Genomic DNA, 16,683 nt, shown 5'->3' on the forward strand with positions numbered 1-16,683 from the left:
TTATATTTCAAATGCTCTGTAATCTCTTCAAAACCTCAAGCGCTGTTAGGTGTATCTCTTCAAGTACTTCCCCTTTTGTAGGCTCGAAAGCAATTCTTCTAGTCTCTTCTTCAAAGTTCTTTATTAAATCTAGTGGTAATTCTAATACAAAAAAACGTAAACACCATTCTTTCCATATGTCATCGTGACCTCTCAGCACTTCAAATACATAGGGTATTGTTTGATGTGGAACTGTTAAAAGCACTTTTGAAATGGCTTCAGCAATTGGCCAGTTCATATCCTGTAACCACAACAAAAGATCAGGTATGATTTTTTCTAGCTCTTCCTTATCCAAAACTTTTAGAGCATTTACTCTTTCAAAATCATGTTTATTTCGTGGTAGAGAATCATTTGATTTTTTATTTATCTTCGACCTTTTTATAGTTCTGTAATCATACCAGGTAATGATGAATGTTAGTAATTAATCCATCTCAAAATGTATTCTAGAAACAATTGAGCAATCCTGCCTATTTCCCTTTGCTTCAACGAGAGAGGCAGCCGTAATGTCTGATTGAAATTCTTATTTATTACTTGAATAAAGGACGGCAAAAAACTATAATGTTCGGTTTATGTGGAAAACATATCATTTGTATATCCTACTCTGAAAAACAATGCATCATCCTGTCTTTTGAAAAGCACAAGAAGTCATATCCTTAAAATAATAAAACCGCATTATATGCGGCTGATAAAGCATTTATTTTGTTGTCCTCTTACATATTATGTAGGATGGTTTACCATTTTAACCTGGACCCTGGATGGGCTCCTAGGTGTCAGAATTATCATCATACTTTCTGGCTACAATTCTATATTACTTCAACCGTATCAGGAGAGTTCAAGCGTTGTACGCTCCTTCAGCTCGATCACTTTTAATCTGGCACGGTGGAGTCTGGATTTCACTGTCCCCTCCGAAATGTTAAGAACGGCTGCGATTTCCTTGGTCGAGAGTTGATAATGTGCATGCAAAATCAAAATTTCTCGATACTTGGGAGGCAGAGAAATTACATTTTTCCACATATCACTGGCATTAAGTTTCTCCATCACTTCGTTCTCAGCAGATTCTGATGTTCCAGTAGACTGAATAAACCCGACGTGTGTGACTTTACGCCAGAATGCCTTGCGTAAATAATCATAAGCGGTATTACGCGTTATTGTGAGCAGCCAGGTCTTCATTGAAGCTTCTCCGCGGAATGTCTTTAAATTGCGATATACCTTTAGGAAAGAATCTTGTGTAATGTCATCAGATAAATCCGTATTACGACAAATAGTAAATGCATAATTCCAAACATCATTCCCGTAGGCTTCCATTAAATTGTGAAGGACCGCCTTCTGATCGGTTGTTTCAGACAAATAGTTCATATGTTTTAATACATGGACACCGGTCGTCTCCATACTCTCACCTCATTGAATCAGATAAGCCACCCGGAATTTACTTTTCGCTATAGACTCTATTTCTCAGGTTAGGGGCTTTTATGTATTTTACTCTCCATAAAATAGAGAGAACATATTTTCTCATTGGTATTTTTTACTCTCTTTAGTGTTTCCTTACTACCTATTCTAAACCATGCATATTGAATCCCTCTAAATCGTTTATTAACAAAGTATAAACTCCTGCCTCCTCTTTCTGCTTATAATATTTTGTTAAGAAATTATTTAGTGCTGACATCAATATCATTTAGTTTTTCTGATCATCTTGTTTAGAAATCGGTACTTTAATTCTTAAAATACCATTCTATTAGTTAAATCATTCGTCATCTAATTAGATATCATTGAATTTCCTAAGTCTTTTCATATTGCTCTTAATTTTATTTTTCTGTACCGTGGTTAGTTTCGATACCCTTATTCAGTTTATTCTGAAGTACTATATAAATCATATAAACAGCATATCCCATTACACTTCCAATTAAGTTTAGAAGCACATCATCAATATCCGCTGATCCTAAATAGGTAACAAATTGAATTATTTCAATACCAAGAATACTCGCGAACGAAATTAAAAGTGTTTTAATAAATGATGGCCTTCGTACAACGAACGTAATTAAATACCCCATTGGAACAAATACGACTATATTGGCGATTAAATTGATCGATGAAGGAACCATTCCTACTCGGATGTAAGAATCAATAGATGAAGATATCGTCCTAAAGGGAATCAGTTCTAAATTCCAATAACCCATTACTTTCTGCGCTTTATTACTAACAACCCTATCGATTACCCTTTGGATATCGCCGAAGAATTTCACAACCACAAAATTAACTAATCCAATTAAGTACACAATGAAAATATGCTTTGAATTAATTTTACCCATAATAGTTAATACTTCTCTCCCTCCTGACACCAAACTTGTTTTCAATTTACCATATATTGTAACTTATCTCCCATTAGTGTAACGCGGATACCGTCCAGGCGCGAGTGTTATTTGACTCCCAAAACAGCAGCTGACATTATAAAGATTACATTTCAATCGATATCTTAGCTCGTTCCGTCGGGAATGTCCCCAAGTTCTTGTCATCTTATTTAGACAAGAACTTGAGGACATAGAAAGAAAAAGCCGCACGCCAATCCATCACGGTCAATTTTATAGTTTCTCGTTAGCTTAGAGGTCTAATTATTATCCATACAAATACTCGTTTGTTATTTTGACTGCTCGATAGTCGTATCCGTATCCGGTAGCTTGAACCAAACTGGCCCGAGCCATGATTCTGTGCGATACCAATCGTGCCACACTGCATTCACATTTACTTTTTGGGGGCTTAATGCTGCCCCTGTTTCCAACCCAGAGGGGGAGCGAAGCAGCTTTATCTCACTTTGGAGTTGAACCTCACGCGCTACCTCCTCCACACCGTACAACGATTCGTAGCGTGGAGCGATCCATCTATCGCCCTTCTGTGTTTCAATCAGATAACGGTCTCCCCATATCGACTTGACTTTGACGGTTTGGGGAGCTAATTGAATCCAAGTCGGATTGGTAAGGCCAGGATCGAAGTATATCGGTTCAACACCGAATAATTCAAGATTTGCTTGCGACGGAACTTGCTCCCCAAGCGCCGCATTGTATGGCATAATCCACGCCTTGCCGACCCAAGTGGAGATCTGGTAGATAGGTACAAAATACCCTTCCCCATGCCCAACTCTTCGTTGGCTTGTTTTAAGAATTGTAACCGTTTGGGGAGCCAGTATCCCGAGTGTATTCCCGTTATCGCTGAGCAGTGGCGTGTTTTCAAACAAGGTAATCGTGTTTTCTTTCGGTGTATTCGTCTCGGCTGACATGGCACTGGCAGAGTACTTCTCCCAAACCAAAGTCCCTACGCAATAAGCCAAAGTTATTACAAGTACCAATTTCTTTTTCATGATCTGCCTACATCTCCCTTCTTTTTTATAACTGTTTATTTTGCTTTATAACGATAGATTGAAAGCATCAGCGAATTTTATCACTGACAATGTTTCGACTCCGGACATGTCGTGGGTGATCTATAGTTTTTTATGGTGCAGCATCTTTGTACTTTTCGACCAATTCCCTAAGTATTTTGTTACGTTCCTTCATACCTCTTACATAAGAAACAGCAAACCAAATGATGAAAATTGGTCCGCCAATAGCAAGTAAAAAATAATAAATTATACTTAACCACGATAAGGTTGCGAACGCATTCATACAAGCACCTCTTCCTATTCTTAAAATTTTCCTAGATATTAGTAGGAAGCATTCAAAGTTACTGTTTTTGGAAATATCCTTACTAACGACGCGGAAAAACCTACTCTTATTTGTAAATACTACTAATTAACCAGTTCACTGTATCTAATAGATCCTTCGCAATAAAATCAGGTGATGCTTGCTCTTACCATTTGTGACGGTATTTTTCCAAAGACTGTTTACCCCAGCCTGTCTCTACAAGAATTCTTTTAGCCCCTACTGCAGCAGCTGCTAGCATATCTGTTGAACCCACATCACCTATAACAGCGCAATGTGTCAGGTCTAGTTCATGCTCAGCAGCAGCTTTCCAAAGCATCCCAGGTTGTGGTTTATGACATTCACATCCTTCTTCTGGCTCATGAGGACATATATATGCGGCATCGAATCCATAACTATCAAATTCTTTTTGAAATTCTAATTCAGTTGCCAAACCCTTGGATATGTTATGTTGATTAGTAAGGGCAAATATTTTAATTCCATGTTCTTTTAACAATTGCAATGCTGCTAAAGATGATGGGAATAACTCAAAGTCTTGAGGATGAATAAAGTGACCATTTCCACCTAATGTTCCATCACGGTCAATAAAAACAGCTTGAATTTTCAAAGGAATCCCCCCCAATCTACACTTACATATATTGGGTAATTCTCCAAATCGTCCGAATTATCCTGCCAATCAACGTAATGGAGGCCGCCGATTATGCCAGCAGCCTCCATTGGTGTGTTTATTAAGCTATACGAAGGTAACAACACACAAAATCCCAGCAAGAACTGAGTGTCACCAATTATAGCAAACCCGCTTCTCAACTTTGTAAATACCAACGGATTCTCTCCGCGCATGGCGCAGCCAATTCTATCTTGTGTCCTATTTAAGTTGACAATTTTTAAGCTCCAATTATCGCAAATGTAGCTTTGAACTAACGTACCTCGTAAGTGTAACAATTTGACCTGTAACTCAGTCTTTCATTTCTACAAATTCTAGTGGATTTGACCGAATATACACACTGATTCGTTTCAAACTATACGGAGTAGCATTTTTTTTGGAAATTATATGAAATGGACGAAACTAATTGGAAATATTTTCATCTAACAGTTACGATACATAAATTCCAAAAAGTGGAGGTATTATGAAAAAAAGAAGAAACACTAGTCTTGTATTGGCCAGCCTTTTTACATTACTTCTGGCAAGCAATTGGCGGCGAATGCCGCACCAACCGAAGTCAGGATCGATCAGGTTCAGGTACAAGAGTACGCGACGCAGTATATCAAAAAGGAGTATCCTTTTGCGAAAGATCCACTCCTGTTTGTTGACTATCAAGAGAATACGTTTGTAAAACCGAATTTTTACAATATTCGTTATATGCGAGCCATTGATGGTATTCGGTATCCAGGTAACTACATCAATCTTGATATCGATAAAACCGGGAAGGTTGTAGACAAACAAATTTTGTGGGACAAAAACGTTCAACTTCCAGAAAGCGAGCCTGTGATTTCAGCAGAAGAAGCACGCGCGAAGTTCACCGAGCAGTTGGTTCCGACGTTCTCCCAAGTATTCCCGGAACAATTAAACAAAGGTGAAAAGAAAATAGGCATTTATGAAACTGTATTATCGGATGAGTGGCAAGTCGACGCAGTTACCGGAAAAGTCCAAGGCGACATGAATCAACCGGCTTTAGAACAAAATACGAAGATGTCATCTACCAACAAAGAGATCGTACAACCAGTCGACAGCGCAGAGAAAGCATTGAAGAGAGCTAGCGAGCTAGCTCTGATTCCAACAAATGCTCTAAATCCACTTATTTATCAGGTAGTCGATGGACTCAATAGCAATTTAAGCGGACACTTTTGGAAAGTAATCTGGAGAAAACCAATAGGAACTGAATACTGCTCGTCTTCCGTGGAAATACATCAAAGCACCGGCGAGTTAACTTCTCTTTCTAATAGTTGTCCACTTGATGGCAAGCACCTTATCGTCGAGGATGAGGCTAAGCAAATATCAGCTGATTATCTAAAAAAAGTGATACCGCAAGTGGCTTCAGCACTCACGCTGTATGCAATCCATGAATCATCTTTAACGCTGCCGACACGAATGGGTGATAAAGTTTACACGTTGACTTATACTGCAAATTTATCTGGAATTTATTACGGACACGTCTCCATTCTGATCGACATTCAATCCGGCGAAGTTATCTCTGTAAACAACTCTTTGAAAGGCACATTACCTGCAGACATCCCACAGTTCGATGAACCTAAACTAAAATCAATGCTTCTGAAAGCGTACGATGTAACCCCAACCTACTATACACCTCCACTGAACCTAATTAACAAAAAAGAGGATGAGATAATTCAGACTAATCCAGTTACGATTACGGAAGATCCGGTGAAGCCTGTTCTGGTTTATACCCTTGTACGCAAAGCCAACTACAGTAATTATTTTTTGGATGCGAAAGATGCTGTATGGAGGGACTTTTCAACGGCAAAATTAATTACGGTAGATCAAATCGAATCTAGGAAATAATGAACAATTGCCCGTGCTTCAAATCAAGATACCTTCAGTTGACCCCTTAAAAGCACTCTCCCCCCGATAGCTGAACAGCCTGCCGGGACACACCGGCAGGCTGATTAATTAAACTATAGTTCTCCGTTAGCGCAATGAAATGTGGCTCGGATGATCTTCACTGTTTATCGTATGCGTCTCCTAAAGCAATAAAATTGTCTTCTAACCAAAAAATTCGATTCCCTTTAAATTGAAAAAGCTGGTCTAACAATTCTGCGAATGACAACGCAATAATCGGTGTTTCTCCCACTAAACCATGCGTTTCATGAAAACTATCATAACACCTTCCAAGGCGTTCAGGGTTCAAATCGATCGTTATAAAATCACCATTCCCACAATCAACGATAGTGTACCAATCCTTGGTGATGTCATCCTCCACTTCTTCACCAAGGATCTCTAAATTAGCCAAATTAATCTCTATTGGTGGAATCACACGATAAGGAAATTCAGAATCATTGAAAAGCTGCATACCACCGCACTCTTTATAGAACTCTTCAAGATCGGATGGCAATATGTGAGAAGAACGAAGTTTTGGTAAAGTCAATGCAGCAGGATAAACTTCACAGTTTGAAAGCGTCTTGGCTTCGTTAATAAACCGAATAACGTTACTCATGTCATCGTCCTTTCTCCGTCTGCTCAATGTTTCTTTAAGCTCTAGTTCCCCGTTTGCTTAGCGACGACATCGCAATCATTGCAACAAAAGTCTTTATTTAAGCACGAAACAGTATATCAATATCCCCATCTACGAACCCAATCCCGATTGCAGATGCACTTTTGAGGATGTTTGCATACTCTCCTTCTTTAAGATAACGTTCCACTAGTAACGTAATGTAGTTTAATCCTTGATCCCAATATTGAATACTCTCTGTTCTTTTTATATAGCAAATATCTTCTTCCGAAGTAAAATAGTCAGTACAAGCCCAATCTGAATCATCCTCATTGAATTCATCTGAACCAATTAATTGTATATCGTATGTATCTTCTGAACCTTCATATAAGTTAAAATTGAATGCTTTTATACCTTTGGGATGTCTTGCTCTAAAATTTGATTTAACCAATTTGAAAACAACTTATAATTCTCCATAATACCTACCCCCACTTTAATAATAGTTTTGTTAATTATGATGCTATACTGTGGAGCTATACAATTCAACAATACCCGTTACTTCAATGGACAACGGCAACCGCTCGTGTGCCAGCTGCCGTTGAAAAGTTTTACGTATCTCTGCTTCTTCCTCATCATCAAAAAATGCGAATCCCGTGTCATGCTCCGCACTTTTTCTTTTTACATTGACTTACTCACGCACCAAGTACTCATACAGCGCTGATCGGCCACATTGACCGTTTTGATAGGCTCAAATAGTATACCTTTTAACTCTTCCGTAGTTTTCTGTAATCTCTCCTCATCCACAAGAAAACGAATGCTCCCATCTGGAAGTTTATAACGTTCATTCCCGAGCGGCTTTACCTTCGTTTCAATTCCAATTGATGAGGCAAGTCGTACAAACATCCGTCCGCCAGGCTTAAGTACACGCCATAATTCATGCACCATTTGCTGAAAATGGGCCTCATTCTCAGCAAAATGCAGAACAGCACTACTAATAATAAAATCAAAATAGTGATCATCAAAGCTCATCTTCTCAACAGCATCAACCCTAATGCGCTCGTTCGACCAGTCAGGTGCTATGTTCATGGCAAGCTTCTGAACAGCAGCAATCGCTTCCTCAGATCGATCCACTGCATACACTTCATAACCGTTACGCAGCAAATAGACAAGATTGCGCCCCGAGCCGCATCCGGCATCGAGAATTCGCATTCCCGGCGTAATACGACCTTTTAATAGCTGATCAAATAAATAAATATCAATATCGCCAAATTGCTCTTTTAGATTCATATGCTTCACCTGTTTACCTTCAAAATATCAACATAATAGACGTTATCCTAAATCGAAAATAATCCTAATAACGCACATTATATTAGATGTTTCTATCTGACGCTAAACTCCCGTTAGGTGAACGAAAGGCTGCCGCACATTGCCGACAGCCTTGTTCTTGTTGAATGTTCAACTATTGTGTCCCTTTAGCTCTATGATCTGCAGCATTACGAAACCATTGCCACATTTCTTCTCCCTCTAGTTTCTGAGGTACACCTTCGGGACCTACATCAATCCAATCTGCTCGGATCGTATCAATCCCAATTGCCTCTCGCAAATCTGCCTTAAATAGCAAGGCACCTGTGAAATATGCTTCTTCAAGATTTGCACCCTTAAGATTAGCACATCTAAGATTTGAATCATCAAAATACGCCATTACTAAGTATGCGCTAGATAAATCTGCGTTAACTAAGCTAGCATGATTAAATTCCGCCCTGAGTGCAGATACATTGGTTAAAATAGCATTATCTAACGAGGCACCATTCAGTTTTGCTTTGTTTAATTTTGCTCCCGATAGATCCGCTTCGTTAAATGAAGACGAAAACAATAAACAACCGTACAATTCAGCGTTTGTAAAGTCGGATTTATTGAAATTTACCTCAACTAAATCGGCTCCACTTAAATGACGGTTTGATAAATCTATACCCGATAAATTAACTCCGACTATTTCAAGGTTATTCCCAATTGTACATTTACTATTTAGATAATCTTCATGCAATTTTACTTTGTCTAAAAAATCCTCTCTAACATCCATATTCCGAACTATACCTCCTCCAAATATAGTTTCAGCTATACCAACGTTCTTCGTTTAAGCCATATCAATGTCAACTGGTCCCACCTAACCACATCAAACAACTTAAACTTCAACATGAATCACCTCAATCCTTCATTGAGTTCTTCTGCCCGTTAGTTCAATCCTCTCTGCGTTTTCAAGCCTGCTATTCGCCCAATCCCGCAGTGGAAGCCGATTTTACTTCCGTAGAACAATGATAAAAGAACGGCTCCGTTCGCATCAAGAGCGAGCGTAAGAGCCGTTCTCTGTTTCTCACAAGATTTCCGAGACTAAAACCCCAACCTAACTAAAACAGGGCTATAGGAGAATTGAAATTTTCGATAGTTTCTCTTCTTAAAAAAGTCTTTTTATTTCCCCTGTAAAAGCTTTTTAATCTCCGCCAAATCTTCTTTCACTTCATTCCTAAACTCAGCAAAATCTGCCTCAAGTCTATGCAGATGACCCTGCATATCATCAATTTCTTGCTCCGCTTTATAATTGATTGCAAAATCAATTATAGCTTCTTGTTTGTCTCTTGCTGACTGTCTATTCTGACTCATCATGATAATTGGAGCTTGAAATCCAGCAAGAAAGGATAATAAAAGATTTAATAAAATAAAAGGTGGTTCATCAAAATGAATGACCTTAGTGATCGCCAATGTGTTTAAGATAACCCAAGCTGCCAAAAATACAATGAAGATATTAATAAATTTCCAACTTCCAACAAACTCCGCTACATTATCAGCAAGTTTATCTGACCATTTTGTTGATTTTGCATAATCTTCATTTAAATGGTCATGTATATTGCTTTGAAAATTTTCAACCAATTGTTGAATTCGTCCTGCGTATTCTTTTAAATCCTTTGTGTTTTCCTTCTCCATGTTATCACCATTCCCATTGTATTTGTTTAATTCATCCTTTACTAATTAATATTAGGCTCATAGCCCTTATCATTGTCCTTTCAAATTCAGGCTTAATCGAGTTCGCAATATCTTTATCTTTAAAAATAATAAATACCAATGGATTTCATACAAAGATCGATTCTCCTAGAAAGCAAGTAAATAGCTGCAGCATACTTAATATAGGGATGCTGATGATTAAGCATTCCATATAATCTCTAAATTTCCCCCTACCCAATCCAAAAGATATTATCAACAATATTTTAACACAATCTATTCCACTAACGGTTACTAAAAAACGTAAAAAGGAGCTGCCGCGTTGCACGCTCCTCAACTATCGTTTCTCATTAGACGTATTGAAAAATAGTGCAGTTGACGCGGCAAACTACTCCAATATCCGTTCAACTAACGTATCTGTTAGCTCAATAGTCTTATGTTTTTATTAAAGTAGCTGCCTATAGTTGTGAGGCTTGCCGAACACTTAGCCCAGTGACGTCCCGACGGGTTTAGGAGGCTGGATATGGTCACTCGCTTCTCAGAGTGACCCAGAGCGTCAATATGGTGTTAGTCGAAGGAAGTTCTGGAAGCAGCCATTGCATTTAAGGCGTTCTCAAAATAGCTATATACTTCATCTGCAATTTCCAGAAACTCTTCAACAAGTACATTACTATCCAAGTAACAAGCATACAAATAATCAACGAAAGCAGAGTCAATCTCACAATAGTTTAATATAGCATTCTTCATTTTAATAATATCATCTTGCCATACACCTGTATCTTCTAAAACCAAAGAGTATAATGCACGAATTAATCTCTTAGAGTAACCTTTAATATATCTAGTTTTCATTGTGTTATCACTGGTATTAGAAAGTAAACTATGTATACGATCTACTTCCTCCTTGGTCTCTGTATTTAAGTCTAAAATGAACTCTGGAGAAATAATTATCGGTGGTACTTTTTCACCAACGTCATGACCATATATGCAAACACAAATTATCTTTACCCAAAAACCCCACTCATTTGGTTTACTTAATACATCGTCAATCGAGCAAATTATCGTATCAATTTTAGTTACTACTGGATACTCTTCCAAAAGCCTGTCTTTAATATTTGACAATCTTTCGTAATCAATATCTTTGGGATTTACACATACAATAGTAAAGTCTGCATCTGACTTAAAAGGTTTAGCAGTTCCTTTTGGAATCGAGCCACACATATAAATGCTATGAATCTTACCTTTAAATTCGGTAAGTATATTATTTATATACTTATCAACAAAATCCTTGTATTCACTTTGTATTACAATTCTATTTATAACTTTTTCTAAAATCATATAGAATCCTCCTAAACTAAAAAATTCGTTATGACTTAAGTTATTCGCGAAATCATTCAACTATCCGTTACTTTAGTGAAAAAGCAGCCGATCTTGTTAGTCAGCTGCTGCGTGTGTCTACTCAGCTATCGTCCTTCGTTCATTAAATTACTACAAAATCTAATTCACAACACTAAATTGTACCTGTAGCATTCATTTCCATCGTCATCGATAAAACATTCGATCATGTTGAAGCCAAGGCTTTCAAAAAGACGACGAGATCGTTTCTTCCAAGCTCCCTAGCATGACTAATAATCAATTGGATAACTCGTTACCTATCCCACTTGAACGATACGCTGAATTTCCAATAACAATTAGAACACCAGATTCTTGAAAAAGGGATACGTCACCAATTGGAAGCCAACCATCAATTGTATTAATTTCAATAATATATATTTCGGCCTTATTCGATAAAAAACTATACATTACTTCAACTCTTTCGAAATCATATGGAGTGGATGCTTCTCCACCTTCAGAATAATAAAGAACTTCAGGGTTTTGGTACCACGAAACAGCAGTTTCAATATCATTAGGTATGATTATAGGACGTAACCACAAGTCATTATCCATTAAGATCATAATCATCCATCCTTTACCAAATGAGTTTATGCCCATTTTAACACATTACTGGAGATAATCTTTACTGATTTCCTGAGTGTTACTTCAACGAACAACGGCAGCGGATTGCGTGCCGACTGCCGTCATGTAGTGAGTGATTGAACTATCGTACATAACTCAACTTCTAGAGAATGAAAATAAAATCCACGTAAAGCACCTCCTTCGTCAGCAAGAATTACTGTCTTTTTCAGATCACGTTTTGGGCGCATGTCGCGTATTTTATCGGGAAAGGATTATGACTCGTGGAGGCAAAGACAGTGGGATATTACGTAACGGTAGAGCCAGATGTAAATCTCTACGTAGAGGACATCAACCCGGAAGGAAGCAAGACGATCGTGTTTCTACATGGATGGCCGTTCAGCCATGACCAGTTCGAGTATCAGTTCGATGTACTGCCTAGCTTAGGATTTCGCTGCATCGGTATTGACTGGCGTGGCTTCGGTAAGTCAGATCGTCCCTATAGCGGTTATACTTTAGAGCGACTTGCGGACGATATCCGCATAGTCGTTGACACGTTACAGTTGCAAAATTTCGTGCTCGCCGGACATTCGACCGGAGGCGCGATAGCTATCAAATACGTGGTGCGTTACAATGGTGGAGGCGTATCCAAGCTCGTGCTAATAGACGCAGCAGCGCCAAGGGGCTTCACTAAGGAGACTGCAGCGCAGTTGCTAAAACAAACGTTGAACGACCGGGCAAATATGATGCAAGGCGTAACTGACATTTTCTTCTTCCAGTACATCACCAAGCCACTCTCGGACTGGTTTAATAAGATGGGCATGCAAGCTGCCGGTTGGTCAACGGCCGCGATCATCATTATGCTGCGCGACTTCGATCTGAATGCCGACCTGCCTAGCATCCAAGTGCCGACACTGATCGTGCATGGGATTCACGACAAGGTTATTCCATTCAGCCAAGCTGAGGAGATGCATCGAAAAATACCCTATTCACAGCTCGTTCCGTTCATGTACAGCGGCCATGGTTCGTTCTACGAAGAGCGCGACAAGTTGAATGAGTTACTTCAAGAATTCACTGTAATGAACTAAATGAAGAGAACGGCAACTTTTTTGTGATATTCATAATCGTCTAATCCCATTCAAAATCGCCTCAGATAATAAGAAAGACGAGTTCGTCAACAGTTATGTTACATTAACTAGCCTGCCCTTTACTTCAATGAAGCAAGGGACAACTGCCTGTCGCGGCAATCTGTCCCTTGTTTTTGCACTATCGTCTCCCGTTAGACCATTGTTCGTTTTGAACTAACGTTTGTCTTTAGATTAACTACAACTGCCGTATTTGTAATCTTTTCCATTCTTGAGGAACATGGAGCCATATAGCGGGCACAAAACATGGACTATAACGTTCATCTTCTTTAAACTGATTTTTATATTTGCCCATTATTTCAATGGATAATGGCAGCCGGTCGTAATGCGTTTTCGGTAATTCAGAAGCAACAAACTAACTAGTTTTATTTTTGGGATTGGTGCCAGTTTTCTTCACCTTGTACAGTATAGTGAGAAGAAACTATCCTCTCATTACTTAAATGATGAAATGAAAAAGAGCTGCTTCAATGCAGCTCTAGTTTGTTTATGTTTAAAGGTTACTTGCCTCCAAATCGTATACACAGGCTGAATTTGTCTTATTTTCCATATGGTGCAGTATGTTTTTGTGTGTCAGATTACAAGAACTTCAACCCCGCGGCGCGTTCGTTGAAGTCCTTGATCTACTAGCCTATAAATTCCTGAACCCACTCGCCATTATAGTAAGCTATCCCGATTTGGGTGTAGCTGCTATTCAGGATGTTGGCACGATGACCAGGACTATTCATCCATTGGTTCATGACTTCCGTCGGGCTACTCTGGCCTTTGGCGATGTTTTCCCCTGCAGAGTTATATGTGACCCCGAATGCAGACATCATATCAAACGGGGATCCATAAGTCGGAGATTGATGATCGAAATAATTATTGTTGTACATATCCTGAGCCTTAGCCATGGCAACTTTCGTGAGACTGCTATTCATGCTAAGAGAATTCAGGCCTGCTTTCGTTCTTTCTTGATTCACCAGATCCAAAACTTGCTGCGCAGATTGGGATGGATTTACGGACTCTTGTGGATTGACAGACACTTGCGGATTTATGGGCTGTTGTGGATTGACAGACACTTGCGGATTAATGGGCTGTTGTGGATTTACGGTTTGATTCGCTGGGCTTTCTGCCGGTCCATAGTTACTTTGGAACCAATCCAGCCAATTTGAAGCTTCATTGGGTACTTGTTTAATCGTAATAGATGATTTTCCTGCACCCTCAGTAGAAATGGATGATGCTTGAGTTAAGGTTGACGTTGAAGCAGCATTAGGAGCATGAGTTTCAATCTTCGTTTGTTTAGCATTCAATTGATTGTTTGTCGAATTATTACTCGAACAACCCGTAACTAATAGCAACGCTGCTATTATGACCAATGGTTTAATAACAATCCCTCCTGAACCGTTAATGTGTAACGATATCAAATAAAGGTTTTGTAAAGTCCCATTGTTTTATTCAGACCTTAATTAAATTAGACTCAAATAAAATATAACTTAGCCGCCGGCTTCTTTTTCTTCCGGGTATGTGTTTGATACTCCATTACAGAAAGAGCAGCTGCACAATGGGCAAGTGCTCTATCTTTTGTGTTGCTTTTTGGTGTCTAATGTCAGACATATGTATGAAACCGGATAAAAACGTTCAGCTCGACAGCATGAATCAATCGGATTTAGAACAAAATACGAAGACATCATCTACTAACAAAAAGATCGTATAACCAGTCGACATTGCTGAGAATGCACTGAGTAGAGCGAGCGAACTCGCTGTGATTCCAACAATTGCTCTAAATCCACTTATTTATCAGGTAGTCGATGGACTTAATAGCAATTTAAGCGAGCCCACTAGAGTGTAACAACTACCGTATCATCGAGGATGACGCTTAGCAAATATCCAGTTAAGGCAGTTCTTTTTACCGATTTCCGTCTACTATTTTCATTAAACTATCCTTCACTCGCTTAATCTCTTGCCTGAGCTACAAATGTAATCCAATTGCTTCTAAAAATAATTTCTCTACCATCTATTTGTTCCTTAATTTCTTGTGGCACACTTTTCTCTATTGTTATGTTCCAGTCATCGTACACCTCTCTAAGATAAGCGAATACTTTTTCAGTTGAAAGGTTTAATTCAATCATACCCTCCCGTTCCTCTCCAGTAAGTAGGTCAATTTCTTTTACTTCTGTGCTCATTAATATGCAATTAATCCCGCCGACTGTGGTTCCTGCTTTCATTTCTTTAAGTTTATCTTGAAAAGCTGCTTCTGAACTAACATGCTCTAAACAAGAACAGGCGACAATATAGTCGAATGTATTTTTATTAATCAGGAAATTCTCCACATCAATTACTTGTGAAATGATTGTATCTGTAACTACATACTGTTCCGCATTTTGCTTTAATAATTGAATAGCCGAAGGCAACAGATCAATACAATATATCTTTCCTCTATACGCCTGAATACTTTGTGCAATGGGGATACTATTTCTTCCGACTCCACAACCAAGGTCTAGGACCTGTATATTGTCTTTTTCGATTTGCGTCAAATTATCGAGAACAACTTTCACAGGGCGCGAAAGCCAGCTGCCGGGTTGAAATAGTTCTGTTTCTGCATAAAACTTATCATGATATTCGATTTCTTTATGTCGTGCTCGATTGAATAATTCATTCACTGCATCATCTTCTCCTCAAAATACCTTTTTATGTCTAACCTTATATTCAGAATCCATTAGATGAATCATTTTCTGCAATTGATTACACCACAAATTTCTCCAGAGCAACAGCAACACCATCGTTATCATTTGATTGGGTAATGTGTTTTGCACAATTTTTCAACTCAATTATCGCGTTTTCCATAGCGATCGGAAATCCGCACTTATGGAATAGTCCTAAATCGTTAAAGTCATCCCCGAATACCATTACATTTTCTGACTTTACCCCGATATCATTAAGCACGCATTGCACGGCTTCTTCCTTTGAGGCTGATTTATGCATGATTTGAACCAATGCTTCTCCATCGGTTGCGATTACGTTCACATGGTCACCGAACTGATCGATAACATCCCTCCATCTGCTGTAACCATGAACCAATATTTTGGTTGGGGATATTGAACTAATGAAATCCTTATCAACAACAGAAGGTTTAGGATCATTTGAACGGATACCGAAATGGCCAAGTTTCGAATCGGGAATTGGTGTACACGTATACCATGAGTCATTAACCTCGTATGAAATTATCGATTGAGATGCTGCATGTAACTCGATGAAACTGCTAATTTGTTGACTAATCTCCATTGGGACACTAATGTGCCGCTGAGTTTGCTTAGACTTGCATGTTATAAGAGCACCATTGTAATAAACCATGTGGTCTACAAAAGGAAAATTCTTTACGTATTGATTTGCCGCTCTAGGTGGTCGCGCTGTAGCAACAATAATATGAATTCCAGAATCATAACATCTTTTAACAGTCTGATAATTTCTAGGTGATATGGATTTGTCACTTCCTAGCAATGTTCCGTCCAAGTCAAATACAATTGCGTGTATGTCCGACATCTAGATCTCTCCTTATAAATAATTCTTCCAAAAATAACCCAGTTTCAGGAGACACCGTAAAAAACTACGATCAATAATAGTCGAATATCACTGAGAAAAATAATTGTTTATCTATGTCCTCCTTTAAGGACTCACAAGAACGGCCATACCCAAATATAATTCGCAATAAATTTGATAAGAACAGGC

General features: G+C 38.7%; 18 protein-coding genes. 2 read left to right on the top strand and 16 right to left on the bottom strand.

Annotation, left to right across the window (positions count from 1 at the left end; genetic code table 11):
* Positions 1-7: 7 nt before the first annotated feature.
* The 6 genes from ACKTT9_RS20000 to ACKTT9_RS20025 form a co-directional block, all read right to left on the bottom strand.
* Entirely contained in the window at positions 8-448 is a 441-nt protein-coding gene (locus tag ACKTT9_RS20000; protein ID WP_407873081.1) for a DUF5071 domain-containing protein, read from the bottom strand.
* A 413-nt stretch (positions 449-861) separates the two neighbouring features.
* Positions 862-1,428, bottom strand: coding sequence for an RNA polymerase sigma factor (locus ACKTT9_RS20005; RefSeq protein ID WP_407867273.1), 567 nt, complete (start codon positions 1,426-1,428; stop codon positions 862-864).
* Positions 1,429-1,841: 413 nt separating this feature from the next.
* Positions 1,842-2,345, bottom strand: a complete 504-nt coding sequence (locus ACKTT9_RS20010) for a VanZ family protein (protein WP_407867274.1) — start codon at positions 2,343-2,345, stop codon at positions 1,842-1,844.
* A 326-nt stretch (positions 2,346-2,671) separates the two neighbouring features.
* Positions 2,672-3,388, bottom strand: a complete 717-nt coding sequence (locus tag ACKTT9_RS20015) for a hypothetical protein (RefSeq protein WP_407867275.1) — start codon at positions 3,386-3,388, stop codon at positions 2,672-2,674.
* A gap of 130 nt (positions 3,389-3,518) precedes the next feature.
* Entirely contained in the window at positions 3,519-3,689 is a 171-nt protein-coding gene (locus tag ACKTT9_RS20020) for a hypothetical protein (protein WP_407867276.1), read from the bottom strand.
* 184 nt (positions 3,690-3,873) lie between these two features.
* Positions 3,874-4,332 carry an HAD-IIIA family hydrolase gene (locus ACKTT9_RS20025; RefSeq protein ID WP_407867277.1) on the bottom strand — a complete coding sequence of 153 codons (459 nt, stop codon included), beginning with the start codon at positions 4,330-4,332 and terminating at the stop codon, positions 3,874-3,876.
* Positions 4,333-4,917: 585 nt separating this feature from the next.
* On the opposite strand from ACKTT9_RS20025, the gene ACKTT9_RS20030 reads away from it, so the two are divergent.
* Positions 4,918-6,243 (top strand): YcdB/YcdC domain-containing protein, encoded by a 1,326-nt coding sequence (locus tag ACKTT9_RS20030; protein WP_407867278.1) that lies wholly within the window; start codon positions 4,918-4,920, stop codon positions 6,241-6,243.
* Positions 6,244-6,400: 157 nt separating this feature from the next.
* Here ACKTT9_RS20030 and ACKTT9_RS20035 read toward each other — a convergent pair whose 3' ends face one another.
* From ACKTT9_RS20035 to ACKTT9_RS20065, 7 genes are all read right to left on the bottom strand, one after another.
* Positions 6,401-6,895 (bottom strand): SMI1/KNR4 family protein, encoded by a 495-nt coding sequence (locus tag ACKTT9_RS20035; RefSeq protein ID WP_407867279.1) that lies wholly within the window; start codon positions 6,893-6,895, stop codon positions 6,401-6,403.
* 97 nt (positions 6,896-6,992) lie between these two features.
* Positions 6,993-7,340 (bottom strand): hypothetical protein, encoded by a 348-nt coding sequence (locus ACKTT9_RS20040; protein ID WP_407867280.1) that lies wholly within the window; start codon positions 7,338-7,340, stop codon positions 6,993-6,995.
* Between the two features lie 227 nt (positions 7,341-7,567).
* Complete coding sequence (locus ACKTT9_RS20045) at positions 7,568-8,176, bottom strand: class I SAM-dependent methyltransferase (RefSeq protein WP_407867281.1); 609 nt, start codon at positions 8,174-8,176, stop codon at positions 7,568-7,570.
* A 172-nt stretch (positions 8,177-8,348) separates the two neighbouring features.
* Entirely contained in the window at positions 8,349-8,969 is a 621-nt protein-coding gene (locus ACKTT9_RS20050) for a pentapeptide repeat-containing protein (RefSeq protein ID WP_407867282.1), read from the bottom strand.
* A gap of 386 nt (positions 8,970-9,355) precedes the next feature.
* Positions 9,356-9,868: a DUF1003 domain-containing protein gene (locus ACKTT9_RS20055; RefSeq protein WP_127458603.1), complete on the bottom strand. Its 513-nt coding sequence runs from the start codon at positions 9,866-9,868 to the stop codon at positions 9,356-9,358.
* A gap of 582 nt (positions 9,869-10,450) precedes the next feature.
* A complete protein-coding gene (locus tag ACKTT9_RS20060) occupies positions 10,451-11,218 on the bottom strand; it encodes a nucleotidyltransferase domain-containing protein (protein WP_407867283.1) in 768 nt (255 codons plus the stop codon).
* A gap of 294 nt (positions 11,219-11,512) precedes the next feature.
* Positions 11,513-11,836 carry a hypothetical protein gene (locus tag ACKTT9_RS20065; RefSeq protein WP_407867284.1) on the bottom strand — a complete coding sequence of 108 codons (324 nt, stop codon included), beginning with the start codon at positions 11,834-11,836 and terminating at the stop codon, positions 11,513-11,515.
* 296 nt (positions 11,837-12,132) lie between these two features.
* On the opposite strand from ACKTT9_RS20065, the gene ACKTT9_RS20070 reads away from it, so the two are divergent.
* The gene (locus tag ACKTT9_RS20070) at positions 12,133-12,921 is read left to right on the top strand and encodes an alpha/beta fold hydrolase (protein ID WP_407867285.1); all 789 of its coding nucleotides are present in this window, start codon (positions 12,133-12,135) and stop codon (positions 12,919-12,921) included.
* 680 nt (positions 12,922-13,601) lie between these two features.
* On the opposite strand, the gene ACKTT9_RS20075 is transcribed toward ACKTT9_RS20070, so the two are convergent.
* From ACKTT9_RS20075 to ACKTT9_RS20085, 3 genes are all read right to left on the bottom strand, one after another.
* Complete coding sequence (locus ACKTT9_RS20075; protein ID WP_407867286.1) at positions 13,602-14,333, bottom strand: CAP domain-containing protein; 732 nt, start codon at positions 14,331-14,333, stop codon at positions 13,602-13,604.
* 576 nt (positions 14,334-14,909) lie between these two features.
* Positions 14,910-15,617 (bottom strand): class I SAM-dependent methyltransferase, encoded by a 708-nt coding sequence (locus ACKTT9_RS20080; protein WP_407867287.1) that lies wholly within the window; start codon positions 15,615-15,617, stop codon positions 14,910-14,912.
* Positions 15,618-15,699: 82 nt separating this feature from the next.
* Positions 15,700-16,497, bottom strand: coding sequence for a Cof-type HAD-IIB family hydrolase (locus ACKTT9_RS20085; RefSeq protein ID WP_407867288.1), 798 nt, complete (start codon positions 16,495-16,497; stop codon positions 15,700-15,702).
* Between the last annotated feature and the right edge of the window lie 186 nt (positions 16,498-16,683).

The organism is Paenibacillus sp. P36, assembly GCF_045866505.1.
GTDB classification, from domain to species: domain Bacteria; phylum Bacillota; class Bacilli; order Paenibacillales; family NBRC-103111; genus Paenibacillus_E; species Paenibacillus_E chondroitinus.